This window comes from Streptomyces sp. NPDC007162, from assembly GCF_040634175.1.
Lineage (GTDB): Bacteria > Actinomycetota > Actinomycetes > Streptomycetales > Streptomycetaceae > Streptomyces.
Map to the genome: position 1 here is coordinate 19,917 of NZ_JBEYFC010000009.1, position 25,721 is coordinate 45,637.

The following is a 25,721-nucleotide window of genomic DNA, read 5'->3' on the forward strand; positions in this document are numbered from 1 at the left end:
ATATCGGCTAGTTGCCGGGATCAGGGCGCACATGGCCTTTCTCTCCATGCGTCGCTTCTGTCCCGTCGTCGGTCGCAGCGGAAAGGGTGTCGCCGGTGGCGGCCGTTCGTGGTGCCAGGGGCTCGGCGGTGGGACTGGTGCCGCGCAGCAGGGAGGCGAGCGCGGCGAGGAAAGCGAGGGCGGCGCCGAAGGCGAACACGATGACCAGGCCGGAGTGGAAAGGCCCGGAGAGCAGGTGCGGGAAGAATTCGCGTCCGGTCAGGACCTGTTGCTGGGCCGCCGTCACGTGGGCCAGGGCGCCACTGGGTTGGAGCAGGTGCTGGATCGGGTTGACGCCCAGTTGGGCGGCGAACAGGGACGAGACCGGAGGCAGGACGCCGACCTGGGTGGCGACGTGAGCCGGTATGCCCTGCTCCCGCAGGCCGGCGGTGAGGGTGTGCGGGAGGCTACTGCTCAGCCCTGCGATCATGAGGGAGAAGAAGACGCCGATGGAGACGGCGGTACCGGAGTTCTGAAAGGTGGAGCGCATGCCGGAGGCGACACCGCGTAGCTCTGCTGGAACGCTGCCCATGATCGAGGAGGAGTTGGGGGAGGCGAACATGCCGCTCGCTGTCCCGTTGAGCGCGATCAGCACGGCGAAGATCCAGTAGCTGAAGTCGATCGGCAACAGCATCAGCCCCAGGAAGCTCGCGCCGAACAGCAGCGCGCCGCCGGTGGCCAGGCCCCGGGAGCCGAGCCGGTCGGACAGGTAGCCGGACACCGGACCTGCGGCGAGGAAACCGGCGGTCAGCGGCAGGATGAAAATGCCGGCCCACAGGGGCGTGTCGCCGTAGTCGTAGCCGTGGAGCGGAAGCCATATGCCCTGCAACCAGATGACCAGAACGAACTGCATCCCGCCTCGGCCGATCGAGATGCCCAGGCCCGCCAGGTTGCCGAAGGTGAAGGCCCGCCGGCGGAAGAGACCCAATTGGATCATCGGTGCGGAGACGCGCTTCTCGATGACGACGAACGCTGCCAGCAGGAACAGTCCGCCGAAGATCAGGATGTCGACCAGCGGGTTGGTCCAGCCCATGGTGTGCTCGCCGTAGGGCTGCAGGCCGAAGGTGACCGCGATGAGGACCGCGCTGAGTCCCACCGCGAAGGTGATGTTGCCCCACCAGTCGATCCGGCCGCCACCGCTCTTCCCCGTCTCTCGCAGGGTGCGGTAGGCCCACAGCGTGAAGAACAGGCCGACAGGCACATTCACCCAGAACACCGCCCGCCAGTCCCAGGCCGACAGTAGACCCCCCGCGACCAGGCCGAGGAACATCCCGGCCAGCCCGGCGACCTGGTTGATGCCCAGGGCGAAGCCTCGTTGTTCCTTGGGAAAGGCATCGGTCAGGATCGCGGCCGAGTTCGCAGCCAGCATCGACCCGCCGACGGCCTGCACCACCCGCCAGCCAATCAGCCACATCGCCGCGTGGACGCCGTCGAAGGGGTCGAGGGACAGCAGGATCGAGGCGAAGGTGAAGACCGCGAACCCGGAGTTGTAGATCCGGACCCGACCGTACATGTCTCCCAGGCGCCCCACCGTGACCACCAGAACAGCCTGGACCAGCCGGTAGCCCATGATCATCCACAGCAGGAAGGCGATGTTGCCCGGAGCCAGCGGGTCCAGGTGCACGCCTCGGAAGATCGCCGGCAGGGCAATCAGCACGATCGAACCGTCCAGCGCGGACATGAAGACCGCGGCGGTCGTATTCGCCAGCGCCGTCCATTTGTACCGGTCACCGGCCGGGCGGCGCGGGGCGTGCGTCTTGGGAGGAGCCGTCATCGGTGTGCTTCCCTGGTTCCGTCGGGGTCAGATGTGCTGGGCCAGCCGCTCAAGGAGCTGCGCGGCCGATGCGAGTTGTTCCAGCTCAGCAGGGGTAAACGCGCCGCTGGTCAGGGACCGGGCGATGAGTTCCATCCGCGCGTTGCGCTTGTCCCGCAGCGCCTGCCGACCGGCGTCGGTCACGGACAGCACCATGCGCCTGCCGTCGTTCGGATCCGGGCGGCGGTCGACCAGGCCACGGGCCCGCAGTGCGCTGAGCGTCGCCCCCATGGCCTGCGCTGTGATCTGCACCTGGCGGGCCAGCGCCGAGGAGGTAGTGGGGCCCGAGCGATCCAGGTGCGACAGCGCGGTCCGCTCGGGCATGGTGAGTCCGCCGTCGACAGGTACTTGGCGCACCCGTCGTATCAGCGTGCTGAGACCGGCCAGCAGGACCGAGGCGACTTCGTCGGGGTCCAGGTCATCGTTCATATACTAAGGCTACCTTATCAAGTTACCTTATCAAGTAACCTTAGTATCTGGCCCCTGCTTCACCGTCCCGGGAGAAGCGGGGCGGCCACTGCGGGCTTGCCCGTCGCCACAATGCGAGCCACGCTGACCCCGGCGTCGAGCGGCTCGCACATACGGACCTTTCCCCGAGCAAGATCGGAACCCGCTACCCGGCGGCGGTGAACCGCTGGTTCGGTTCGCAGAACTCGTCCTCGCTCAAAGGTGGGGATGTACGACCCCAGCGGGCCGGGCTGTCTGCTGTTCGCGTTCTTCACGACGATGGCGGAGACCGAGCGGGAGGACATCCGGGAGTCGACGCTCGAAGGGCTCGATGCGGCGGCCCGCGAGGGCAAGTACGGCGGACGGCCACCTGTCATCACCGACGACGTGCTGCACACCGTGCTGCGGCGCCGGGCGAACGGCGAGTCGGTCGAGGAGATCCAGCCCGACCTGGTGCGATCCGGTCGGCCTCGGCGCGCGCGTATGGGGCAAAGGAGCCGTCGCAGGTGCCGAAGACCTCGCCGCCGCGCTTGAAGCGGGTCACCTTTGCGCCCAGCGCCGCGGCAGCCCCGTAGCGCAGTCGTGGGCTTGCGGGAGTCCGAAGCCGAGGCGGGCCAGACAGGGCAAGCCGGTCATCAGGTGCCAGACACTCGGGTCGACGGCCGCCGCGTGCACCCGCAGGGGCACTTCGTCGTCGCGGGGCTCAGGCACTCGATCTCCCGTGACTCCAGGACGTCGGCGGTGCCGTAGCCGTCTTGGGTGATGGCTGTCGTCGATCCCCCATCACGTTCCACGCCGGCGGCGTGCCTGCGCCATGACGCGGTTGTGGGGTAGCGGAGACTCCGTGCCCACCTTTCGGCGGCGGGGCCGTCAGGACCAGTTCCACACCTGGTTGGCGCTGCCCGCGCATCCCCAGCCCTGCACCGGCTGACCGTCCTGTCCGGAGGTGGGGGCGTCGGCGTCGAGACAGAAGCCGTCCGGAACACTGACCAGTGTCCCGCCGTCGAGCCGCCATCGCTGGGCACTGAGCCCGTCGCAGGTCCTGACCTGGATCTTCTGACCGTTCTGGGCGGCCGTGCCGGCGTCGGCGTCCAGACAGAGATGGCTGCCCCGATTGACGACGAGGTACTGGGAGTCCTGGCCGGCCACGCGATACAACGCCCACTCCTGAGCGGCCGTGGCATTGCACCCCCACACCTGGGGGTTCGACTCGCGGCTGTCGAGGCATCGGGCGACCGAGGTGGCGTTGACGCTCTCCGTCACCGTGACCGAGCCGGCCTGTACGGCCCCGCGGTCCAGGCCGTACAGGAGTTTCTTCGTCGGCGCGTCGGCCTTCCCGTCGGCGGTGAGGCCGGCCTCGGTCTGGAAGGCTTCGACCGCGGCGACGGTCGCTGCGTCGAACTCCCCGTCGGCCGGGACATAGAGGCCGTGGTCGGCCAGGAGAAACTGAAGGGTCTTGACGCAGGCGCCGGTGGCCCCCGACGCGAGTTCGGCGGGGCATGCGGCGGTGCGGAGGTCCGCTGTCCCGGAGTCCTGCCCGGTGGAGTCCTTCGTGGCCGCCTTGCTCGGCGACTCCTTCACCGTCTGGTCCGTCTTCGACGGGCTGGACGTCGGTGTCTCTGTCTGTGAACTGCTGGGCGTGGCGGCCGGGTTGTCCGTCGCGATCGCCGACACGCCGGGTCCGGGGTCGGCTTTCGCGCTGGAGTGGCCCGGCGACAACAGCGCCGCGGTGACAGCCGCGGCTGCCACGACACCCGCCGTGGCAGCCGCGCCCACGATGAGCTTCCTGCGCTTCCCCGGAGCGGGCATGGCGGGAGTGGCGGCCGCGACGGGGCCGGTGGGCAGGTCCACGGGCGGCGCGGCGGCGGGTCGGCTGTCGCGAAGGGGCGCCCTCTTCGGCGCGGGCCGTGATGGCCGCTCGGTCGGCGCGGGCAGCTGGTGCCCGATGGCGGTCCGGAACACCGTCTCCGGTGACGGGCGCGATTCGGGTTCCTTGTCCAGACAGGTGCGGACGAACGCGGCCAGGTCCGGGTCGAGGTCCGCGACCTTGTCGAGGACCTGTTCCTTCGGCGGCTCGAAGGCCACCCGGTGCAGGACGTCGACACCTGTGCCGTCGCCGAACGGTGCCTGCCCGGTGACGGCGTAGGCGAGGGCGGAGGCCAGCGCGAAGATGTCGGAGGCGGCGGTCACCTCCTTGCCCCTGACCTGCTCCGGGGACATGAAGGCGGGCGTTCCCACGTTCTGGCCCGTGACGGTGATGGAGGTGCCGTCGGTGGCCTGGACGACACCGAAGTCGATGACGTGGGCGCCGTCGGCGGCCAGGATCACGTTGGACGGTTTGAGGTCACGATGGACGATGCCCGCGCGCCAGATGGCCTCGACCGCACGCCCCAGGTCGGCCAGCAGCCGCCAGGCGGCCGGCGCGTCGATCGGCCCCCGCGTGTCGACGGCTTCGGCGAGGGTGGGCCCGGGGACGTACTCGGTGGCCACCCACACCAGGTCCTCGTCGCAGCCGCTGCCGAGCAGTCGTACTATGTGCGCCCCCTGGACGCGGTCCAGCGCACTGACCTCGCGTTCGAAGCGCTTCCGGAACTGGGGGTCCTCCGCGTATTCCGGCCGGATCACCTTGACGGCGGCCAGGCCCGAACCGCCGGTGGTGTCGCGGCCCAGATAGACCCGGCCCATCCCCCCGCTGCCGAGCACCGACATCAGGACGTACGGGCCGACCCGAACGGGGTCGTTCTTCCTGAGGGGTACCGGCGGCGGAGGTTCCATTCCGGCCGCCGCGTAGGCGAGCGCGACGGATCGGCTGGGTTGGGGGACAGACATGGGAAATCCCGGACTCCCGCGTGACATGTGCGACGTGTGGCGACTGATGTCGGTCAGCGCGAGAGTATCGCAACAGCCTTGTGAAAAAGGCGAGTTGATGTTCGATTCAACCTCGTGCCGACTCACCCGGCAACGCCTTGGCGATGACCACCTGCTGGATGTGGCCGGTGCCCTCGTGGACGTGGAACAGCCGGGCGTCACGGTAGCAGCGCTCCACAACCACCCCGCGCAGACAGCCGATTCGCCGCCGTGGATCTGCACCGCGCGGTCCGCTGTCCGGTCCGGCAGGACGGCCGAGAGCCACCGCAGCCGGCTGTCGGGATCGGTGACGACCTGTACGTTCAGTCCGTGCCGGCGCCCCCGAGGAGACGGCGGTCTCCAGCACCGTGGAGATCATCGCCGCCGGGAACCACGCCACCGGTCGCCCCTTGCCAAGGCTGCCCGGTCCCCTCCACCGCGACCGGGCGCCTGCGCTGCGGACCGCCGTCCGAACAGACGCGGCCACGGCCACCGCGCCCGGCCGGAGGCTCTGTCCGGCCGCCCGACGCTCAGGCGAGGGCGGAGGAGGGGGCCAGGTGCTGGTCGGCGGCCCAGGAGGCGAGGATCCGCAGCCGTTCGTGGGTGGGGGAGCCGGGGCCGGCCGTCCAGACGGTCAGGTGCTGGTCGGGGTCCGTGTTGGCGGTGTAGGTGTCCCAGTCGAGGACCAGTTCGCCCACGACCGGATGATTGAGCGTCTTCGTCCCGACGGTCCGGGCGGCCACCCGGTGATCTCCCCACCACCGGGCGAACTGCTGGTCACGCGTGGAGAGTTCACCGACCAGCGCGCTCAGCCGGGAATCCTCGGGATAGTTGGCGGCCTCCATCCGCAATTGCGCCACGGCGGTACGCGCGGCGTTCTCCCAGTCCGCGTACAAGGTGCGCATGGCCGGCTCGGTGAAGATGAGCCGCGGATAGTTGCGGTGCTTCTCCGGAACGGCGGCGAAATCGGTGACCATCGCGGAGGCCAGCGCGTTCCAGGCGAGGACGTCCCCGCGCCGGCCCTGCACGATGGCCGGCGTGGCGGTGAGGTCGTCCAGGACGCGCTGCAGCTGCGGCTGGACCGTCTGCCGGCCGCGGCGCCGCGTGCGGGTGGTGGGCTTGCCCGCGAGACGGAAGAGGTAGCCCCGCTCGTCGTCGTCCAGGTGCAGCACCCGTGCGAGGGTCTCGAGCACGGGCGCGGACGCCTGCATGCGGCCCTGCTCCAGCCGGGTGTAGTAGTCGGTGCTGATCGAGGCCAGCTGGGCGACCTCCTCCCGGCGCAGCCCCGCGACCCGGCGGGGACCGCCCGTCTCCGGCAACCCGACCGTGCGCGGGCTCAGCTCGGACCGGCGCTTCTTGAGGAATTCGCCCAGCTCGTTGAGGGGTGCGTTGCTGGTCATGCTGCCCAGGATGACACCGATCGCACCTCGGCAAGGGGGGAGAGTTTCCTCCCAGGATGCGGCTCTCCCCGGATGGATTTCTCCGCTTTTCGCACCCATCCATGCGTGTGACTCTCGATGCCAGGCACTCGGACGAAGCACGCCACCCGTCTGCCGTCCGGGACCGGCCGACAGTCACTCCTGCTAGCGAAAGAAGGATCATCATGCGCGGAGCAGTCATCCACGCCCCCGGCGACGTCCGCTTCGAAACGCTGGACGACCCGGAGATCATCCGACCCAGCGACGCGATCATCCGCACCGTCGTCACCTGCGTGTGCGGCTCGGACCTGTGGCCGTACCGCGGTGCGGAGCCCGTCGACGAGCCCCATCCGATGGGCCACGAGTACGTCGGCATCGTCGAGGAGGTCGGAGCCGAGGTCACCCACGTCAAGCCGGGCCAGTTCGTCATCGGATCCTTCGCCACCTCCGACAACACCTGTGCGAACTGCCGGGCGGGCTACCAGTCCAGCTGCGTGCACCGCGAGTTCATGTCCACCTGCCAGGCCGACTACGTCCGCATCCCCAACGCCCAGGGCACCCTCGTCGCCACTGACGAGCACCCGGCCGAGGCGTTCCTGCCCAGCCTGCTCACCCTGTCCGACGTCATGGGCACCGGCTGGTACGCGGCCCGGGCCGCAGAGGTCAAGCCCGGCGCCACCGCGGTAGTGGTCGGTGACGGCGCGGTGGGGCTGTGCGGCGTCATCGCCGCCAAGGAGATGGGCGCCGAGCGGATCATCGCCATGAGCCGCCACGAGTCCCGGCAGAAGCTGGCCCGGGAGTTCGGCGCCACCGACATCGTCACCGAGCGCGGCGAGGAAGGCGTCTCCCGCATCAAGGACCTGACCGGCGGCGTCGGCGCCGACAGCGTGCTGGAGTGCGTCGGCACCCCCGAGGCCATGCGGCAGGCCCTGCACTCCACCCGCCCGGGCGGCAACGTCGGCTTCGTCGGCGTCCCGCACGGCGTGGAGATCGACGGCCAGGAGCTGTTCTTCTCCCACGTCGGCCTGCGCGGCGGGCCCGCCCCCGTGCGCGGCTACCTGCCCGACCTCATCCAGCGCGTCTTCGACGGCCGCATCAACCCGGGCAGGGTCTTCGACCTCACGCTGCCCCTGGAGCAGGTCGCCGAGGGCTACAAGGCCATGGACGAACGCCGCGCCATCAAGGCCCTGCTCAAGCCGTGACCACGCACGTCCTGCCCTGAGCGAGCCGGCTCGGACCGTGACTCCGGCCGGTCAGTACGAGCAGGACCGGCCCCTCTTCCTCCGGGTCCGCAAGACAGGACCACCCGCTTTCAACGACTCACCGTCCCCTTTCAAGGACTCACTGTGACGACCTTCGCTCTCATCGGCGCCGGTCCCGGCCTCGGTGTGGCCGCTGCCCGCCGGTTCGGGACCGCCGGCCACACCGTCGCCCTGATCGCGCGCGGTGCCGAACACCTGGACGGCCTCACGGCCGAGCTGGCCCGCGACGGCATCGAGGGCCGCGGGTTCGCCGCCGACGTCCTCGATCCCGCCTCCCTCACCGCGGCCCTGCACGCAGCTGCCGACACGCTGGGGCCCATCGAGATCCTCCAGTACAGCCCGGTGCCCCGAGGCGACTTCATGAAGCCGGTCCTCGACACCACCGCCACCGGCCTCGACGACCCACTGGCCTTCTCCGTCAAGGGCCCGGTCACGGCCGTGAACGCCGTCCTTCCCGGCATGCGAGCTCTGGGCCGGGGCACGCTGCTGTTCGTCAACGGCGGCAGCGCCGTAAGGCCGCATCCCGAGCGGGCGGGTACCTCGATCGCGTTCGCCGCCGAGAGCGCCTACGCCGCGATGCTCCACGACGCCCTCGTCGGCGAGAACATCCACGTCGCGCAGCTGGTTGTCCCCGGTGCGATCAGGCCCGACGCCGAATACTCCAGCCCCCAGGCCCTGGCCGAGCGCCTGTATGCCCTCCACGCCGAGCGCGGCGCCTTCCGGCACTACTCCGAGCCCATGCCGACGTGACGACACCGGAGACCTCTGCATGAACTCCGCAATCCGCCGCCGACTCCTCCGCGTCGCTCCGGCGGCCACCGTGCTGCTGGCCCTGACCGCCTGCTCCAGCGGCTCCCCTCACGCCACGCCCACCTCCGCCGCTTCCTCCCCGGGGCGGCACGAGGCGGCACCCTCGGCCGCATCATCCCCCTCCGACAGGAGCACTGCCATGAACATCCGGGTCACCCTCGACGGCCACCGCGTCGGTGCCACCTTGAACGACAGCCCCGCCGCCCGCGACTTCGCCCGGCTGCTCCCGCTGACCCTGGACCTGGAGGACTTCCACAGCACGGAGCGGATCGCCGACCTGCCGCGCAAGCTGGACACCTCCGGCGCTCCCGCACCGGCCGCGGCCAAGGTCGGCGACATCGCCTACTACGCGCCCTGGGGCAACCTGGCCCTCTTCTACCGCAACGGTCCTGCCCCCTCCGCCGACCTGCTCATCCTCGGCCACCTCGACGTCAGCGCCGATCAGCTCGGTCGGGCCGGCCGCATCACCACCGAAGCCGACTCCTGAGCTCGACACTGACCACCTCCGCCTACAACACCGGCATCGCCGCCGGCTCAGCCCTGGCAGGCCATGCCCTGGACACCTCCCTCGGCCTGACCGGCCCGCCCCTGGTCGGCGCCGTCTCCGCCGCCCTCACCCTCATGCCGCTCACCGCTCTGGCCCTCAGCGGCACCCGCAACCCGGCACGGATCGTGGCCCAGAGCACCGCCCCCGCCTCCGCGGACGCAGCCGACACCGCACCGGTGCCGTCCCGGTGCTGATCTCCATCCGCGTCTTGCCGACCGCAAAGTCCCAGCCCGGCTTCCCCCTTCATTCGTGGAATGGCGCTCAGCTCGTTTCCGGGTTGTCACCGCGGTGCTCTGGCCGTTGGCCGCGCCGCCGCCGTCACCACCAGGTAGGCACTCGTCGTTCAGCGGTCACACCGCTCGATCCGCACGTCGCCCCGCAAGGAGTTCCGATGAATCCCACCTACGACTTCACCGGCCAGGTCGCCTTCGTCACTGGCGCCGCCTCCGGAATGGGCCTGGCCGCGGCCCGTGCCTTCGCCGCCTCTGGTGCCGCGGTCACCCTCACCGACCTCGACGCGGGCGCGCTGAAGACAGCGACAGACGAACTCGCCGCAGCCGGGCACCAGGTTCTCGGCCTTGCCTGCGACGTCACCGACGAGGACCAGGTCGCCGCCGCGGTCGACCGCACTGTGGAGGCATTCGGCCGCCTGGACATGGCCTACAACAACGCCGGCATCCAGATCCCGCCGAGCGACGCGGCCGACGAGCCCGCCGAACGGTTCGACCGCGTCAACGCCATCAACCTGCGCGGTGTGTGGGCCTGTATGAAGCACGAGCTGCGGCACATGCGCACGCAGGGCAGCGGCGCCATCGTGAACTGCTCTTCGCTCGGGGGGCTGGTCGGCCTGCCCGGGCGTGCCTCCTACCACGCCTCCAAGCACGGGGTCATCGGCCTGACCACCAGCGCCGCCCTCGAATACGCCCCGCGCGGCATCCGGATCAACGCCGTCTGCCCAGGCACCATCGACACCCCCATGGTCAGCGACATGATCGCCAAGGGGGAACTCGACCGCGCCGAGGCCGAAGCCAACCAGCCCATCAACCGCCTCGGCACCGCCGAGGAGATCGCCCAGGCCGTCCTGTGGCTGTGCAGCCCCGGCGCCGGCTTCGTCGTCGGCGTCGCGCTGCCGGTGGACGGCGGCTACGTCGCCCGTTAGCAAGCGGTCAGGCCAGCCCGCACGGTGTGGTCTGGTCGGGCGCGGCCCGGCCAGACCCGGCGAGACGGTGAGTGGGGCAACCGGTTCGGGGCCTACTAGGGCGAGGGTTTTCGCACCGTGCGACGGGGCCGCTGCCGGTTTCTCCCGCCCGGCGGGTCCGCGAGCCGCTGACCGCGGAAGACCTCGCCTTCGCACCGCACGACGCCATGCACGGAGTGAGCCGCGACCCGGCTCGGGTGCCGCCGTTCTGCCACCCCGCCTGTTCCGGACGTCCGGGAGGAGGCCCGGACACCGCCGTCGCGCTGGCAGATCCGCGAAGCGCCGCGGTTCTCCACCACATCCACCGCTCCACGGTGCACCGGTGGGAGGCGCAGTTCTCGCTCACGGTGTCGGTACGCCGAGACGGCGTTGCCGGAGATCCGGCCGGGCGACCAGCTCCTTCCTCTGCGCAGGGCGGTGTGCACCGCCTCGGCGGTCTACGCCCAGGTCCAGGGCCGGCATCTCGACGCCGTTGTTCAGGGTGAGCGTGGGGTTGTGCCGGGTCATGATGCGGGTTTTCTCCCTCAGCATTCTGGCTGGTCCGGCGGCCACAGGACCGTGGTGGCGGACCGGCTACCGACCAGACGGGGTGGCGCGCGGCCGTGGGTCAGGGACGGATGCGCGGACCGGAGTATTCGGCGTCGGTGACGTGCTCCAGCCAGTCCACGTCGTCGCCCTCCCACAGCGCGACGTGGGCCATGAACCGGTCGGGGGCGGCGCCGTGCCAGTGCTCCTCCCCGGCCGGGGTCCACACGACCTGCCCGGGGTGCGCCTCGATGATCTGCCCGCCACGGGACTGGATCAGCGCGATGCCCTCGACGACGTACAGGGCCTGCCCCAGGCCGTGGCTGTGCCAGGCGGTGCGGGCGCCGGGCGCGAAGCGGACCATGTTCGCCCTGGCCCGGGACTCTCCCTCACCCCGGTAGATCACATCCGCCCAGGCGTCGCCGGTGAACCACTGCTCGGGCAGCTTCATGGTCGAGGGCTGCTTCACTATCTCCATCTGCATCTCCGATGTCGGTGTACATGCCGCGCAGGTCACGGGCGCGGCCCGCCCGGTGGGCGAAAGGGGTGGGGTACGTGTGTCAGGCGGCCGGACCGGCTTCTTCGACGATGGTCTTCAGCTGGGAGACGGCGCTCATCGCAGTGGGCCAGCCGGCGTAGAACGCCAGGTGGGTCAGTGCCTCGGCCAGCTCCTCCTGGCTGAGCCCGTTCTCCAGAGCCCGGCGCAGGTGGAAACCGAGCTGGTCGGTCCGGTACAGCGCCGCCAGGGCCGTGACGGTCACCAGGCTGCGGTCGCGCGGGGACAGCTCCGGCCGTTCCCACACGTCCCCGAACAGGACCTCGTCGGTCAGCTCCACCAGCTTCGGTGCGACGTCACCGAGCAGTGGCCGGGCGCCCGACGGCTGCTTGCTCTGCGTCTCCTGAGTCATCGTTCCTGCCTTCGTGCCACGCTACGAGCTGAGGACCGCACACGCCTGCGGTCCCTCGGTACCCACCAGGAAACCGCTCATCGACACGGCGAGGGAGTTCACGCTGTTCCGTGTACTGACAGGGCACCCCACGCCGTCCCCGCCCGGCCCAGCCTTGGGATACGTGGACAACCGCAGCGAGGTCCGCGAGTTCCTGATCTCGCGACGAGCCAAGATCACTCCCCAGCAGGCCGGGCTGCCCGCACACGGCGGCCGCCGGCGCGTCGCCGGACTGCGCCGCGAGGAGGTCGCCCTGCTTGCCGGCGTCAGCGTCGAGTACTACGCCCGCCTGGAACGCGGCAACCTCTCCGGCGTCTCGGAGAGCGTCCTGGAAGCCCTCGCCCGAGCCCTGCAGCTCGACGAGGCCGAACACGCCCACCTTTTCGACCTGGCCCGCACCGCGAACACCGGCCCCCGCACCCGCCGCCGCCCCGCCCGCCAACAGATCCGCCCGGCATCCAGCGGTGCGGTGCGGCGGCCACTCGGGTGTCCGTCGAGGTCGATCACAGAAGCCGCCTGCCGCATAAGACCTCAGCCTGACTCGAGCACGCCGGCCGTCGTCGGATCCTGACCGTCAGCGAACGAGGCCGTCGCCTGATCGCGGCGGTGCAGTCGAAGCATGGCCCGTGATCGGCCGCGGTTGACGCTCGGCGTGGCAGCTTCCACCCTGTTAGGGGGGTGAAAGGACCGCGGTCGTGAGTGGTGGGCGCAGTGGGTATCCCGAGCTGCTGACGGCTGCGGAGACGGCGGCGCCGGTGGAGGCCGTCGACGTGTTCGCGGAGGAGCTGCTGCGGCGCTTCGGCGCCACGAAGGTCTCATTCCTCATCGTCGATCTGACGGGGAAGGCAGTGGCGCGGCTCTCCACCGCCGGCGCGGTGGAGGACGGGCGGGAGGCGGAGCGGATCCCTCTCTTCGGCAGCGTCTACGAGGTCGTGATCCGCACCCAGCGGCCCTATCAAAAGGCGACAGACCAGGGGCAGCGGGTGATCGTGCCGGTCACCAACCGCGGAGACGCCATCGGACTGCTGGAACTGCTCCTGCCGGCCACCCCCGGCCCGGACGTCCTGGAAGCGGTCGGGGAAGCCGCCCACGTGCTGGCGTACGTCGTGATCGCCAACGGGCGCTTCACCGATCTGTACACCTGGGGCAAACGCTCCCGGCCACCCACCCTGGCAGCGGAGATCCAGTACCAGCTGCTGCCGCCGTCGCTCTCGTGCGAGGCCGCCCAGTTCACTCTGTGCGGGAGTCTGGAGCCCTCCGCAGCCCTCAGCGGCGACACCTTCGACTACGCCCTGGACCGCGACACCCTGCACATTTCGGTGACCGATCCCATGGGCCACGACATCGACGCCGCCCTGGCCGCCACCGTCCTGGTGAGCGCCCTGCGCGGCGCCCGCCGCGCAGGAGCCGGTCTCGCGGAGCAGGCCCACCTGGCCGACCAGGCCCTGGCCGACCACAACCGGGGCCACGCCACCGGGCAGCTGCTGCGCATCAACCTCCACACCGGGCGGGCCCAGCTCGTCAACGCCGGCCACCCGTGGCCCCTGCGCATGCGCGACGGGATCACGGAGACGATCACCTGCCAGGTGGACCATCCCTTCGGGCTGTCCGTGCGCCTACCCCACCCCTACCGCGTCCAGGACATCGATCTGCGTTCCGGTGACCGTCTGCTCATGCTGACCGACGGCATGCTCGAACATCACGGAGACAAGGTCGACCTTGCCGACCTGCTGGAGAGGACCCGGGATCTGCACCCGCGGGAGACCGCGCTGATCTTGACCTCCGCAGTCCTCGACGCGGCAGGCGGCCGCCTCGAGGACGACGCCACCGTGATGTGCCTCGACTGGCACGGCCCCCAGCACACCCAGCGACACGTCAGCTCCGGCGCGGACACCCGGCAAGCCTCAGCGGCCCGTACGAAGCATCCGTGACCGCGGGCGCTCTCAGGGAGACCGCATGGTGGCCGCGGACCCGAATGACGTGAGGGCCGGTCCAGCCCACCCTGTTCCTGCCGGAGGGCCCGTGCCCGCGATGACGGGCGCAGCCCGGCCGAAGCGTTGATGATCAGAAGGCCGTCCTGGTCATAGCCGACCCCACCCTGCGGGAACCGTTGTCGAACCTCGGCGATGCCGAGCTGTTCCGCACCTGCGCGCGTCTCGGCCCGCGCGACGGCGGGGGAGACGAGGACGTGGTGGCTCCGGCCACCTTCATGGCGTTGCGCATGCTCGCCGAACGCATCGAACAGCTCACCGGGCAGATCGATGAGCTCCCGCAGAGCGTCTGCCGCCAGGACCGTGGGCGTGTCTTTCAAGCGGGCGGCGATCGCGGACAGCATCGCCACTGTGCGGCCTTCTTCCCCGGGGAACGGGGGAGCCGTTGAACATCGGCTCGACTGCCACCACCGGTCGGTCGATCGGAGCGTCGGTGTCGCGAACAGGTGAGCGGAGCGCCCGGAGTGTCGGGATTCAGGAAGCGCTGACGCCTCGGCCGGTGGGTGACAGACACCTGCAGGGGTGTACAAGGGGGACAACCGAAATCGGCCTTCAGCAGGACGATGACCGCAAACTCCGGGTTCTGGGGCCGCCAGTTCAGAACGGGCCGTGGAGACTGCCCAGTCTGTCGGTCAGGCGAAGGTTCTCGGAGTAGTCCACGGGGCAGGCGATCACGCAGACGCCGTCGTCGTCGAGGGCGCGGCGCAGTGTGGGCAGCAACTGGTCGGCGGACTCGACCCGGTAGCCGCGTGCGCCGAAGCTCTCGGCGTAGGCGACCAGGTCCGGGTTGGTGAACCGGGTGTGGCTGTGGCGGCCGAGTTCGAGTTCCATCTTCCAGGTGATCAGGCCGTATTCCTCGTCCACGAGGACGAGGACGACCAGGGGGATGCGTTCGCGGACGGCGGTCTCCAGTTCCTGGGAGTTCATCAGGAAGGAGCCGTCGCCCATCATGGCCAGGACGCGTCGGTCCGGCCGGGCCAGTTTGGCGGCGATGGCGCCCGGCAACGCGAAGCCCATGGTGGACAGTCCGTTGGAGACCAGGCAGGTGTCCGGTTCGTAGGTCGGGTAGAGGCGGGACATCCACATCTTGCCGGCGCCGGTATCGGCGAGCACGATGTCGCGGCGGTCCAGCGCGGTGCGCACATCGCTCACGACGCGCTGCGGCACCAGGGGAAACGCGTCGGTGTCGCGTCCGTACTGCAGTTCTTCGTCGAGCAGCGTACGGATCTTCTCGCTGCTGCCCGCGTCGTAGGTGAGTCCCTCAGGGAGCGCTGCCGCAAGTGCGTCCAGCGCCTGCGAGGGGTCACTCTCGACGCCCACGGTGACCGGGTAGTGGGCGTCCACCTCGGCAGGGAAGCGGTGAATGTGCACGATCCGTTTGTCGCCGTTCGGGTTGATCTTGGCGGGGTCGAACTCCTGGATCTCGTAGCCCACGCACAGCAGCACGTCAGCCGCGTCGAAGCCGAAGTTGCCGTAGTCGTGGCGCATGAAGCCAACCGCGCCGAGGGCGTTCGGGTGGTCGTCGGGGAAGACGCCCTTGCCGTGGAAGGTGGTCGCGACCGGGATGTTCAGCCGTTCGGCGAACCGCACCAGGGCGGCCGAGGCCCCGGCTCTCGCGGCGCCATGACCCGCCAGCACGACCGGGTGCCGGGCGGCCGCGAGCACCTCGGCGGCCCGTGCGATCTGGGAGGGTGACGGCGCGTCGGCCCGCACCGCGTCGATCTGCAGGGGCGCCAGCGGCTCCGCGGGACGCTCCGCTTCGATGTCCTCCGGGACTGCCAGGAACACGGCGCCAGGCCGCTCGCTCTGCGCGGTCTTGAACGCCTTGCGTGTCATCTCCGGCACCGCGTCCGGACACTCGATGCGGGCCGACCACCGGGTGACCGGAGCGAACATCGACACCAGGTCGCTGACCTGGTGCGACTCCTTGTGGATGCGGCGCAGGGAGCCTTGTGCGGCCAGCGCCACCATCGGGGCGCTGTTGGTCATGGCGTCCGCGGTGCCGAGCAGTAGGTTGATCGCGCCGGGCCCCAGGGTCGCCGAGCACACCCCGGCCCGGCCGGTCAGCCGTCCGTAGATCTCCGCCATGAACGAGGCGGCCTGTTCGTGGCGCACCAGGATGTACCGGATACCGGAGCCGTTCAGTGCGTCGACGAAGCGGATGTTCTCCTCGCCGGGGATCCCGAAGACGTACTCCACGCCCTCGGCCCGCAGGCAACGCACCAACAGGTGCGCGACGTCCTCAGCTGCTGCCGTGTTCTGCGACTCGGTCGCGCCTTCGGTACCCATGAGACGAACGTAGGCATCGCCACCGGTCCCGGCCACTCGTCGGCAGCCGACCGGGGCGCGGAACGCCGGAACCGTTCGGAGGCGTTGCGGTGGCGGCTGCCGAAGTCGACACGCAGGCTGGGCACAGTGGACGAGTCGCCGCGCACCGTGCGGCGGCAGGGCTCCGGGAGGACCGCGTGACTACTTCGTCGCCCGCTACCGACGCACCGCCGGCCCGGTACGACGACCTGCGTGCTCTGGTGTTCAACTGCACGCTCAAGCGCTCGCCGGAGACGAGCAACACCCAGGGGCTGATCGACCGCAGCACCGCCATCATGGACGCCCAAGGGGTCCAGGTCGACGTGGTGCGGGCGGTGGACCACGACATCGCCACGGGTGTGTGGCCCGACATGCGGGAGCACGGCTGGGAGACGGACGCCTGGCCCGAGCTGTACCGGAAGGTCATGGCGGCCGACATCCTCGTGCTGGCCGGTCCGATCTGGCTGGGTGACAACAGCTCCGTGACGAAGCGGGTGATCGAGCGTCTCTATGCCTGCTCCAGTCTGCTCAACGGGTCAGGCCAGTACGCGTACTACGGCCGGGTCGGTGGCTGCCTGATCACCGGCAACGAGGACGGTGTCAAGCACTGCGCCATGAACGTCCTCTACAGCCTGCAGCACCTGGGCTACACCATCCCGCCCCAGGCGGACGCCGGCTGGATCGGCGAGGCGGGCCCCGGCCCCTCCTACCTCGATCCCGGCTCGGGCGGTCCGGAGAACGACTTCACCAACCGCAACACCACCTTCATGACCTGGAACCTGCTGCACCTGGCCCGGGCGCTGAAGGACCTGGGTGGCGTCCCCGCCTACGGCAACCAGCGCACCGCCTGGGACGCCGGGTGCCACCGCGACTACGAAAACCCCGAGCACCGGTAGCGGGATGACGATGGCAAGTGGTGAACGGCCGTCGAGTTCGGACCCACAAAGTGGACGGGCGCGCCGGGGACCGAACGAGAGGCGCGCGCGGGAGCGGCTGAGGCGTGTGCGGGCCGGCTGGGCGGCAGTGGTGGCGTCGGCGGCAGCCCGTACCCGTACGGCGTCGCAGCGCGTCGGCCAGATGCCCCCGCCCCCGGGGCCGTTCCGGCCGGGATTCTGGCGCAGTCCGATCCGCGGTCCCTGGCTGACGTCGGTGTTCGGGCTGGTCCTCCTGATCTGTATTCCGGTGCTGTTCGTCACCGGGCTGCTGTCCTACGCCTCCTACAACCCCGGCCTGAGCCCCCTGAATGACGAGACACCCGACAAGGGCGTGCTGGGCTTCTACCTCTTCAGCTGGCCCACACATCCCTACTGGCTCTACCGGCTGCTCCAGGGCGTCCATGTGACGTTGGGCGTGGTCCTCGTCCCGGTCCTGCTGGCCAAGCTGTGGTCGGTCATCCCGAGGCTGTTCGAATGGCTGCCGGTGCGCTCCGTCGCTCACGGACTCGAGCGGCTGTCCCTGCTGATGCTGGTCGGCGGCGTCATCTTCGAATTCGTCACCGGTATCCTCAACATCCAGCTCTACTACGTCTTCCCGGGCTCGTTCTACCGCCTGCACTTCTACGGCGCCTGGGTGTTCATCGCAGCCTTCGTCGTCCACGTGTGCCTCAAGCTCGGCCGGATGACACGGGCCCTGCGCTCGCGCAGTCTGAGCGCCGAGCTGCGCACCGACCTTACCCACACCGTGCCCGAACCCCCCGATCCCGACGGCCTGGTGGCAGCTGCCCCCGCTCAGCCGACGATGACCCGCCGCGGCGCGCTGGGCGTGGTGGGCGCGGGATCGCTGCTCCTCCTCGTCGTGACCGCGGGACAGAGCATCGGCGGCCGGCTGCGCGGCACTGCGCTCCTCGCACCGCACAACCGCGATCCGGGCGAGGGTCCGAACGGCTTCCAGATCAACAAGACGGCGGCGAAGGTCGGCGTCACCCCCGCTCTGGTGGGCCCCGGCTGGCGGTTGGAGGTGCACGGACGCGGAGCGCCGCAGGTCTTCACACGCGAGCAGCTTCTGACGATGCCCCAGCACGCCGCCGCGCTGCCGATCGCCTGCGTGGAGGGCTGGTCCACCGACGACCAGAACTGGAGCGGCCTCCGGCTGGCCGACCTCGCCGCCCTGGCCGGCATGACCGATGCCGGAAGCGTCCTGGTCGAATCCATCCAACCACCCGGCCCGTTCACCAGGGTGGTGCTGCGGGGCAACCAGATCCGCGATTCCAGAGCGCTGCTCGCCCTCCGCGTCAACGGCGCGGACCTCTCGCTCGATCACGGATACCCGGCCCGCGTCATCGTCCCGGCCAACCCCGGCGTGAACAACACCAAGTGGGTCCATCGACTCACGTTCAAGGCGTGACCATGACACGATTCGTCCGCTGGTACGGCTCCGGCCCCCTGCATCTGCTGGTCCTGATCGCCTCGTTCGCCCTCAGCGCCTACGCAATGGTGCGCCTCTTCGCGGTCCGGCCGCTGGAGGTGGCGATCTGGTTCGTCGGCGCGGCCGTCCTCCATGACCTCATCCTGCTGCCCCTGTACTCGCTGGCCGACCTGTCCGCCCTCTCTGTACTGCATCATCGCACCGCCGACGGACCGGCAGTGCCGTGGATCAACCACCTGCGCGTCCCCGCCTTCCTGTCCGGCCTGCTCCTGCTGGTCTGGTTCCCTCTCGTCTTCCGCCTCGCCGTCTCCTACCCCGGTGACACCGGGCTCTCCGACCGTGTCTACCTCGGCCGATGGCTGGTGATCACCGGCGTGCTCTTCGCCGCCTCCGCAGTGGCCCTCGCGATCAGACTTCGCCGCGCCCGGCGAGCCGACCGCGGCGACAAGGGCCTGTCCGCCGCAGGTCATGGCGCCACACCGTGACCGCCGATGAGGACAAGCCGTACGGTGCGGAACAGGGCCCCTACGCGATGGCCCTGCTACCCGGCCGTGGACCGGTGTATCTGCGGCTGGTGGACGGGCGCCGGATCCGGTTGCCCGTGCACCGCTGGCACGAGCAGCCCACAGCAGCCGACACGACCGTGCTGGAACGCTGCGTCGGCCCAGTCCTGGACGTCGGCTGCGGGCCGGGCCGGATGTGCAGAGAGCTGCTGCGCCGGGGAGTCTTCGCTCTCGGCGTCGACATCGCACCCCGCGCGGTCGCACTCACCACCGTCCAGGGCGGGCTCGCTCTGTGCCGGTCGGTCTTCGACCGTCTGCCGGCCGAGAGCGGCTGGCAGACGGTTCTGCTCATCGACGGCAACATCGGCATCGGAGGCGACCCGCACAGCCTGCTGCGCCGTTGTGGTGGACTCATGGCCCCGGCGGGACGCCTCGTCGTCGAGGTCGACGCCGATGACATCGAGGAGCTGTGCACGGCGCGGTTCGAGGACCACCAGGGCCACCGCGGTCCGTCTTTCCCTTGGGCACGGCTGGGGCGACGCGCGCTCCACAGGGTCGCCGAGGACCTCGCCCTCAGCATCACCGACCAGTGGACGAGCGGACACCGCTCTTTCCTCACCCTGGCTCATCGGAGATCTTCCTCGGTCGACCCTCGCGAGGGACCAAGCCGGGTGCGCGTGGCACGAGTTTGACGAATGGAGGGTGTCACCGTCATCCGGCCTACCGGACCCGTACCCCGCGATGAGCGTCGGCGTCTCCAATGACCACGTGGGAAAGGTTCGTTATGCCGGGCTCCGAACTCTATGAGATCGCGACATCGTCAGCGGCTCTCGCCGCCAGGCTCGGCAACACCCACCACAACCCACAGCACATACGAGGAAGGGGCCAATCTCGATGAAAGCCATTGTGGTAACCGACCAGGCCGCGGGAACGGCCGGGATGACGTTGACGGAGCGGCCTGAGCCGTCCGCAGCGATCAACGACGTCATCGTTCAGATTCATGCATCGGGCTTCGTCCCGACTGAGATGGAGTGGCCATCGACCTGGACCGATCGCGCCGGCCGTGACAAGACACCGTCGATCCCCGGCCACGAGCTGGCCGGAGTGGTCAGCGCCCTCGGCTACGGCACGACGGGGCTGTCGGTCGGGCAACGGGTGTTCGGCCTCGCCGACTGGCACCGCGACGGCACCCTGGCGGAGTACGTGGCGATCGAAGCACGCAACCTCGCACCGCTGCCCGGCGACGTCGACTTCACGGTAGGCGCGTCCCTGCCGATCTCAGGTCTGACCGCGTGGCAGGGGCTGTTCCAGCACGGCCGCCTTCAGGCCGGCCAGACCGTCCTTGCCCATGGCGCGGCCGGGGCAGTCGGGACGATGGTGACCCAGCTCGCACGTGAGGCCGGCGCTTACGTCGTCGGCACCGGACGCGCCGCCGACCGCGAGAAGGCACTCGACTTCGGCGCGCATGAATTCGTCGATCTCGAGAACGACGCGCTGAAGGACGTCGGCGGTGTCGATCTGGTCTTCGATGTCATCGGTGGCGACGTTCAGAAGCGGTCCGCTGCCCTGATCAGGGCCGGAGGAACGCTGGTGTCCGTGGTCGGCCCGGTCGAGGCTCGGCCCACTGACGGTCTGGCGGTGGACTTCGTTGTCGAGGCCGATCGTGCCGGACTGGGTGCGATCGTGCAGCGGGTGCGGGACGGACGGCTGCGGACAAACATCGGTCACGTCGAGAGCTTGGATGATGCCGTGGGTGCCCTTGACCCGACCACGCGACGCAGCGGGAAGACAGTCATCCACGTACGCCGATAGGGAGTCGGTTCGGCCGCGACGCCGCCGAACCCACCGCCCCCCAGCGGGCACGGCAAGCTGCTGTTCGCATTGTCAGACCGTCCAGCTGGTGGAGGGCCATGTTGCCGGTGGTGGCGCTTCCCGGGGCTGGTGCCCGGAAGGTGGCGACGAGGTGGGTCCAGGTGCCGATCGTGCCGCTGTTGGGGTCGCCTTCGGCGGTGGGGAAGTCGGAGTGGTGGTCTGGAACATCCAGGCGGCGCTGGGTTTGTCGTAGGAGAGGTAGAAGGCTTGGTGCTGGGTGGTGCCCTGGCAGACGGCGGTGGTGCCGAGCGCTGAGTTGATCTTCACCCAGGCGGAGACGGTGTAGTCGCCGAGGGTGTTGACCGCGCTCTGTTTGCTCTTGAGGAAGCCGGTGCTGCCGTCTAGGGACGATCACGCTGCCTGCGTCGGCGTCGACTGACCGACTGGGTGACCGGCGCGTCGTCGGAGCGCTTCGAGCGCCGGGTTCGGGTCGGTTGCTCGGGTCGGGTCTGTCGCGTCGCGACCAGGAGGTCGGCGAGGTGTTCGAGTTCGGGAAGGAGGCCGGTCTCGCGAGCCAGCCCCACTGGAAGACGGCCACGACCGCGCCGAAGGTGGCGGCCACCGACAGCAGGAAGCCGAGACTGGCCTTCAACGGGACGATCACCGAGCGGAAGACGAGCAGCAACAGCAGCAGTGACAGGCCGACGACGGGCGCGAAGGGGATCAGAGAGTTCGCCGACCGGTCGGAGACGTCGATGTTCACGGCGGTCGTACCGGTCACCGAGACCTCGGCCTGTGTCTGCTGCTGCCAGGTGGGTGCCTCGTCGCGGATGTGCTGTACGAGGTCCTTGGTCTTCTGGTCCGAGGGTCCCGTCTTCGGTACCACCTGGATGACGGCCGCCTCCCCGTGGTCGATGACCTGGGGCTTGCCGACCGCGGCGACGCCGTCGGCGGCCTTCAGGTACTTGGCGAGCGTGGCGGTGGCCGCTTGCGCGTCCGTGGCGTGGGAGGTGTCGGCGTGGACGAGCAGCGGTCCGTTGAAGCCTGGCCCGAACTTGTCGGAGATTGTGTCGTACGCCTGCCGCTGCCTGCTGCTCGTGGGGGCGGATCCGTTGTCGGGCAGGGCCAGTTGGAGATACCTGGCCGGGACCGCGATGGCGAGCTGGCCGACGAGGACGGCCAGCAGGGTCAGCAGCGGCTTGCGGATGGCGATCCTGCCCCCGTGTTCGCCCGTCGTCCTGCGCGCACCGTGCCCGCCGTGCTGCCCGTTGCTGTGCGCGGCCTGCTCGCGGCGGGCGGCGCGCGAGCCCGGACTGGGCCGCAGCCGTTCTCCCAAGGGCGCCTGACCTCGGGTTCGTGAGCCAGGCGCTCGTGACAATCAGGCGGCGACGAGCTCCTGCTCACGGTCCGGCGTCTTGACCTCGGGCTTCTTGTTCGGCAGCGAGAGCCGGAAGACCTTGCGCCACGCGGAGAACACCTGTTTGGGCAGCGGTCCGGTGACGTACTCCAGCTCGTACTTCTCGAACAGCGCGCGCACCTTCACCGCGACCTCGGCGTACCGGTTGCTCGGCAGGTCCGGGAACAGGTGGTGCTCGATCTGATGCGACAGGTTGCCGGTCATGAAGTGCATGGCCCTGCTGCCGCTGATGTTCGCCGAGCCCATCATCTGGCGCAGGTACCACTGGCCGCGCGTCTCTCCCTTGATCGACCGGCGCTCGAAGACCTGTACGCCCTCGGGGAAGTGCCCGCACATGATCACGGAGTGGGACCAGATGTTGCGGACCAGGTTCGCGGTGAACGTGGCGGCGAGCGTGGGGAGGAACGACGGGCCCGATAGCAGCGGGTGGATCACGTAGTCCTTGAGCACCTGCTTGCGGATCTTGCGGCCCACGGCCTTGGCCCGCGCGCGGAACTCCGGGTTCTTGCGGCGCCGCTTGTCCAGGTTTTTGCCGAGCTCCAGGTCGTACGCTGCGATGCCGTACTCGAAGAAGCAGGCGTTGATGAAGTTCCACAGCGGCTGACCGAGGTGGAACGGGTGCCATTTCTGGTCCTCGTCGACGCGCATGATGCCGTAGCCGAGGTCGTTGTCCTTGCCGATCACGTTGGTGTACGTGTGATGCAGCTCGTTGTGCGAGTGCTTCCACTGGTCGGCCGGCGAGACGTGATCCCACTCCCAGGTCGTGGAGTGGATCTTCGGGTCTCGCATCCAGTCCCACTGACCGTGCAGGATGTTGTGGCCGATCTCCATGTTGTCCATGATCTTCGCCACGGACAGCCCGGCGGTGCCGAGCAGCCACGCGGGCGGGAACATCGAGAACAGCAGCACGCCCCTGCTGACCAGCTCGAGTTTGCGTTGCGCCGAGATGACCTTGCGGATGTAGGCGGCGTCCTTCTCGCCGCGGCCGGCGATCACCTCGTCACGGATCGCGTCCAGCTCGCGGCCGAGCTCCTCGATCTGCTCCGCGGTCAGGTGGGCGGTGGGGTCGATAGCGGTCAAGGTGCTCCTACCGTTCGATGTCACAGGGGCCCGCCGCGGCGGACACGCAGGTCTGGATGAGGACGCCCGGCTCGGCCTCGGTGATCTCGCCGGTGCGCAGGTCGCGGACGGCGCCACCCCTGAGCGGCGTGACGCAGCCGAAGCAGATGCCCATGCGGCACCCGGACGGCATGAGTACGCCGGCCTCCTCGCCGATGTCCAGCAACGGCGTGGCGCCGTCCGCGTCGACGGTCTTGCCGGTGACGCTGAACGTGACCTCGCCACCGTCGCCGGCGACGACGATGCCGGGGCGGAAGCGTTCGGTGTGCAGGCGCTCTTGGACGCCGTGTTCGCTCCAGTGCTCTTCGGCGGCGTCGAGCAGGCCCGCGGGTCCGCAGGCCCAGGTCTCGCGCTCGGCCCAGTCGGGCACGAGTTCGTCGAGCCGGGCGATGTCGAGCATGCCGTCTGTGTCGGTGTGCACGCCGATGAGCCGCAGCTTCTCGTCCGCGACCAGATCGTGCAGTTCGCTGCGGAAGATCACGTCCTGCGGCCGTGGCGCGCAGTGGACCATGACGACGTCGTCGAACTCGGTGTCGCGCAGCATGCCCATCACGGGTGTGATGCCGCTGCCGGCCGTCAGGTAGAGCACCTTGGCGGGCTTGGCCTGCGGCAGCACGAAGTCACCGGTCGCCTGGTCGAGCTGGATCAGTGTGCCCGGTTTCGCCCTGCGGACCAGGTGGTTGCTGACCTTGCCGTCCGGGATCGCCTTCACGGTGATCGTGACACGGCCGTCCTGGCGGTTCGTCGGCGAGGTGATGGAGTAGGCACGCCACAGGCGTACCCCGTCGACGTCGACCCCGATCCGCACGTACTGACCGGCCGTGTGGCCGCGCCAGCCCCGTCCCGGCCTGATCACGATGGTCGCGGCGTCATCCGTCTCGGGGTGCACGGCCTCGATGCGCCCCCGCAGGTCAGCGCCCGCACGCAGTGGGCTGACCAGGTCGAGGTAGTCCGACGGCAGCAGCGGCGTCGTGACCATCTCCAGCAGTTTCCACGCCCTGCTGCGCAGGGCAGTACTCGTCATGACTCCAGCTTGCTGCGCCTCAGGGCGTAAAGTCCTGACCGTAGGACGTAAATCTGGTGGGTGGAATTGTTCGCAGGGAATAAAAACGTGAGTCGTGTAACCCAGAGGGCCAGCGAACTGGCCCTGGATGAGACGACGGTCACCGCACTTCGGGCCGCGCTGAAGACCACCGCCGACGAGGTCGTCCAGGCGATCATCGACGAGGTCCCTTCCTACGCCAACGCCCTTTCGGGCAGCATGGGCGGCACCATCCGCCGAGCCGTTCGCACCGCCCTCGGGCACTACCTGGACCTCGCGAGCGGGAACGCCGCGGGCGGCGACGGCGGTGACGCGGCCTACGAGCTGGGCCGCGGCGAGGTGCGCGACGGCCGTTCGATGGACGCCCTGCTCAGCGCCTACCGCGTCGGCGCCCGCGTGGCTTGGCGATGCCTGGCAGCGGGCGCCGTGTCCGCAGGTCTGCCCGCCGCCGAGGTCGCCAAGTTCGCCGAGCTGACCTTCGCCTACATCGACGAGCTCTCCGCCGCGAGCGCCGCGGGCCACGCCGACGAACTGGCCGCCCGGGGCAGGGCCCACGAGCGCCACCTGGAACACCTGGCCCGCGACCTCCTCGCCGGCGCGAGCCCGGACATGCTGCTGGCCTCTGCTCAACGGGCCGGATGGCAGCCTCCGGTTACGCTGACGGCGGTCCTGCTGCCCGCCGCCCAGGCCCGGCCTGCCTACCGCGCGCTCGACCCGAGCACCCTCGTCCTCGACGATCTGCCGGACGCCACCGGTGTGCTGCTCGTCCCCGATTCCGACCGGTCACATCTCTTGCGGCAGCTGACCGACCGCACCGCCGTGGTCGGCCCGGCCCGGCCATGGACTCGTGCGTCCGCCTCGTACGCACGAGCCGTACGCGCGCGCTCCCTCTCCTCTGATATCCGCGACACCGAGGACCACCTGCCCGAGCTGGTGCTGAGCGCCGACGTGGACGCGTTCGCAGACCTGCGTGTCCGAGCCCTCGCACCGTTGCGCACCTTGCCTGTCGCGACCGCACGGCGGCTGGAGGAGACGTTGCGGGCGTGGCTGCTGCACCAGGGCAGGCGGGACGAGGTGGCGGCGGCGTTGTTCGTCCATCCCCAGACAGTCCGGTACCGGATGTCGCAGCTGCGGGAGCTGTTTCCGGATCTCGCATCGCCACACCGGGTCCTTGAACTGACGCTGGCGGTCGGTCTTCGGGCCAGTTGACGCGTACTTCGACCGTCCACGAACTCCCGGAGGATCCCGGCATCGTGCTCGGTGTCTACCTAGTTCGGCACAGGCCTGGGCGGCGGCCGGGTGGGTGCCGGAGG

Annotated in this window: 24 protein-coding genes and 2 pseudogenes; 14 read left to right on the forward strand and 12 right to left on the reverse strand. The window is 69.7% G+C overall.

The features are described from left to right. Positions 1-7: 7 nt before the first annotated feature. Together ABZ646_RS02210 and ABZ646_RS02215 are read right to left on the reverse strand one after the other, a co-directional pair. Complete coding sequence (locus tag ABZ646_RS02210) at positions 8-1,813, reverse strand: MFS transporter (RefSeq protein ID WP_360512034.1); 1,806 nt, start codon at positions 1,811-1,813, stop codon at positions 8-10. 27 nt (positions 1,814-1,840) lie between these two features. Continuing rightward, a complete protein-coding gene (locus tag ABZ646_RS02215; RefSeq protein WP_360512037.1) occupies positions 1,841-2,281 on the reverse strand; it encodes a MarR family transcriptional regulator in 441 nt (146 codons plus the stop codon). A 246-nt stretch (positions 2,282-2,527) separates the two neighbouring features. On the opposite strand from ABZ646_RS02215, the gene ABZ646_RS02220 reads away from it, so the two are divergent. Further along, on the forward strand, positions 2,528-2,833 hold the full coding sequence (locus ABZ646_RS02220) for a hypothetical protein (RefSeq protein ID WP_360512039.1): 306 nt from the start codon (positions 2,528-2,530) through the stop codon (positions 2,831-2,833). Between the two features lie 336 nt (positions 2,834-3,169). Here the strand turns inward: ABZ646_RS02220 and ABZ646_RS02225 are convergent, their stop codons facing one another. The 3 genes and pseudogenes from ABZ646_RS02225 to ABZ646_RS02235 form a co-directional block, all read right to left on the reverse strand. After that, the gene (locus ABZ646_RS02225) at positions 3,170-5,128 is read right to left on the reverse strand and encodes a protein kinase (protein WP_360512042.1); all 1,959 of its coding nucleotides are present in this window, start codon (positions 5,126-5,128) and stop codon (positions 3,170-3,172) included. Between the two features lie 267 nt (positions 5,129-5,395). Next, positions 5,396-5,497 (reverse strand): annotated as a pseudogene (locus ABZ646_RS02230) (IS5/IS1182 family transposase); the annotation flags it as partial. Positions 5,498-5,676: 179 nt separating this feature from the next. After that, entirely contained in the window at positions 5,677-6,546 is an 870-nt protein-coding gene (locus ABZ646_RS02235; RefSeq protein ID WP_360512045.1) for a helix-turn-helix domain-containing protein, read from the reverse strand. A gap of 203 nt (positions 6,547-6,749) precedes the next feature. Here ABZ646_RS02235 and ABZ646_RS02240 point away from each other — a divergent pair, with 203 nt between their 5' ends. The 4 genes from ABZ646_RS02240 to ABZ646_RS02255 all read left to right on the forward strand — a co-directional run bounded on the left by ABZ646_RS02240 (position 6,750) and on the right by ABZ646_RS02255 (position 10,342). Beyond that, entirely contained in the window at positions 6,750-7,766 is a 1,017-nt protein-coding gene (locus ABZ646_RS02240; RefSeq protein ID WP_360512048.1) for a zinc-dependent alcohol dehydrogenase family protein, read from the forward strand. 144 nt (positions 7,767-7,910) lie between these two features. After that, the gene (locus ABZ646_RS02245; RefSeq protein WP_360512051.1) at positions 7,911-8,576 is read left to right on the forward strand and encodes an SDR family NAD(P)-dependent oxidoreductase; all 666 of its coding nucleotides are present in this window, start codon (positions 7,911-7,913) and stop codon (positions 8,574-8,576) included. Positions 8,577-8,595: 19 nt separating this feature from the next. Next, entirely contained in the window at positions 8,596-9,123 is a 528-nt protein-coding gene (locus tag ABZ646_RS02250) for a cyclophilin-like fold protein (RefSeq protein ID WP_360512054.1), read from the forward strand. A gap of 451 nt (positions 9,124-9,574) precedes the next feature. Beyond that, on the forward strand, positions 9,575-10,342 hold the full coding sequence (locus tag ABZ646_RS02255; RefSeq protein ID WP_360512057.1) for a glucose 1-dehydrogenase: 768 nt from the start codon (positions 9,575-9,577) through the stop codon (positions 10,340-10,342). 381 nt (positions 10,343-10,723) lie between these two features. On the opposite strand, the gene ABZ646_RS02260 is transcribed toward ABZ646_RS02255, so the two are convergent. From ABZ646_RS02260 to ABZ646_RS02270, 3 genes are all read right to left on the reverse strand, one after another. Continuing rightward, the gene (locus tag ABZ646_RS02260) at positions 10,724-10,888 is read right to left on the reverse strand and encodes a hypothetical protein (RefSeq protein ID WP_360512059.1); all 165 of its coding nucleotides are present in this window, start codon (positions 10,886-10,888) and stop codon (positions 10,724-10,726) included. A gap of 100 nt (positions 10,889-10,988) precedes the next feature. Then, on the reverse strand, positions 10,989-11,384 hold the full coding sequence (locus ABZ646_RS02265; RefSeq protein ID WP_360512061.1) for a cupin domain-containing protein: 396 nt from the start codon (positions 11,382-11,384) through the stop codon (positions 10,989-10,991). 82 nt (positions 11,385-11,466) lie between these two features. Further along, a complete protein-coding gene (locus ABZ646_RS02270; protein WP_360512063.1) occupies positions 11,467-11,814 on the reverse strand; it encodes a carboxymuconolactone decarboxylase family protein in 348 nt (115 codons plus the stop codon). A 163-nt stretch (positions 11,815-11,977) separates the two neighbouring features. Between ABZ646_RS02270 and ABZ646_RS02275 the strand changes: the two are divergent. The 3 genes and pseudogenes from ABZ646_RS02275 to ABZ646_RS02285 form a co-directional block, all read left to right on the forward strand. Further along, positions 11,978-12,259, forward strand: a pseudogene (locus ABZ646_RS02275) (helix-turn-helix transcriptional regulator); the annotation flags it as partial. A gap of 349 nt (positions 12,260-12,608) precedes the next feature. Then, positions 12,609-13,784, forward strand: coding sequence for a PP2C family protein-serine/threonine phosphatase (locus ABZ646_RS02280; RefSeq protein ID WP_360512095.1), 1,176 nt, complete (start codon positions 12,609-12,611; stop codon positions 13,782-13,784). A 179-nt stretch (positions 13,785-13,963) separates the two neighbouring features. Then, positions 13,964-14,233, forward strand: coding sequence for a hypothetical protein (locus ABZ646_RS02285; RefSeq protein WP_360512065.1), 270 nt, complete (start codon positions 13,964-13,966; stop codon positions 14,231-14,233). Between the two features lie 208 nt (positions 14,234-14,441). On the opposite strand, the gene ABZ646_RS02290 is transcribed toward ABZ646_RS02285, so the two are convergent. After that, a complete protein-coding gene (locus ABZ646_RS02290) occupies positions 14,442-16,133 on the reverse strand; it encodes an acetolactate synthase large subunit (protein WP_360512067.1) in 1,692 nt (563 codons plus the stop codon). Between the two features lie 176 nt (positions 16,134-16,309). Between ABZ646_RS02290 and ABZ646_RS02295 the strand changes: the two genes are divergently transcribed. The 5 genes from ABZ646_RS02295 to ABZ646_RS02315 all read left to right on the forward strand — a co-directional run bounded on the left by ABZ646_RS02295 (position 16,310) and on the right by ABZ646_RS02315 (position 20,830). Then, complete coding sequence (locus ABZ646_RS02295) at positions 16,310-17,047, forward strand: flavodoxin family protein (protein ID WP_360512069.1); 738 nt, start codon at positions 16,310-16,312, stop codon at positions 17,045-17,047. Between the two features lie 181 nt (positions 17,048-17,228). Beyond that, positions 17,229-18,494 (forward strand): molybdopterin-dependent oxidoreductase, encoded by a 1,266-nt coding sequence (locus tag ABZ646_RS02300; protein WP_360512097.1) that lies wholly within the window; start codon positions 17,229-17,231, stop codon positions 18,492-18,494. A 2-nt stretch (positions 18,495-18,496) separates the two neighbouring features. After that, positions 18,497-19,000: a hypothetical protein gene (locus ABZ646_RS02305; RefSeq protein ID WP_360512071.1), complete on the forward strand. Its 504-nt coding sequence runs from the start codon at positions 18,497-18,499 to the stop codon at positions 18,998-19,000. Next, complete coding sequence (locus ABZ646_RS02310) at positions 18,997-19,710, forward strand: methyltransferase domain-containing protein (protein WP_360512073.1); 714 nt, start codon at positions 18,997-18,999, stop codon at positions 19,708-19,710. The genes ABZ646_RS02305 and ABZ646_RS02310 overlap by 4 nt, the downstream gene beginning before the upstream one ends. 202 nt (positions 19,711-19,912) lie before the next feature. After that, the gene (locus ABZ646_RS02315; protein ID WP_360512075.1) at positions 19,913-20,830 is read left to right on the forward strand and encodes an NADP-dependent oxidoreductase; all 918 of its coding nucleotides are present in this window, start codon (positions 19,913-19,915) and stop codon (positions 20,828-20,830) included. Here ABZ646_RS02315 and ABZ646_RS02320 read toward each other — a convergent pair. The 3 genes from ABZ646_RS02320 to ABZ646_RS02330 are packed head-to-tail and all read right to left on the reverse strand — an operon-like array spanning position 20,811 to position 24,390. Beyond that, positions 20,811-22,166, reverse strand: coding sequence for an MMPL family transporter (locus ABZ646_RS02320; protein ID WP_360512077.1), 1,356 nt, complete (start codon positions 22,164-22,166; stop codon positions 20,811-20,813). The two genes, ABZ646_RS02315 and ABZ646_RS02320, sit on opposite strands and share 20 nt — an antisense overlap. Positions 22,167-22,208: 42 nt before the next feature. Further along, positions 22,209-23,327, reverse strand: coding sequence for an acyl-CoA desaturase (locus tag ABZ646_RS02325; protein WP_360512079.1), 1,119 nt, complete (start codon positions 23,325-23,327; stop codon positions 22,209-22,211). A gap of 7 nt (positions 23,328-23,334) precedes the next feature. Next, a complete protein-coding gene (locus tag ABZ646_RS02330) occupies positions 23,335-24,390 on the reverse strand; it encodes a ferredoxin reductase (RefSeq protein ID WP_360512081.1) in 1,056 nt (351 codons plus the stop codon). Between the two features lie 87 nt (positions 24,391-24,477). Here ABZ646_RS02330 and ABZ646_RS02335 point away from each other — a divergent pair, with 87 nt between their 5' ends. Beyond that, on the forward strand, positions 24,478-25,617 hold the full coding sequence (locus tag ABZ646_RS02335; RefSeq protein ID WP_360512083.1) for a helix-turn-helix domain-containing protein: 1,140 nt from the start codon (positions 24,478-24,480) through the stop codon (positions 25,615-25,617). The last annotated feature ends 104 nt before the right edge of the window (positions 25,618-25,721 follow it).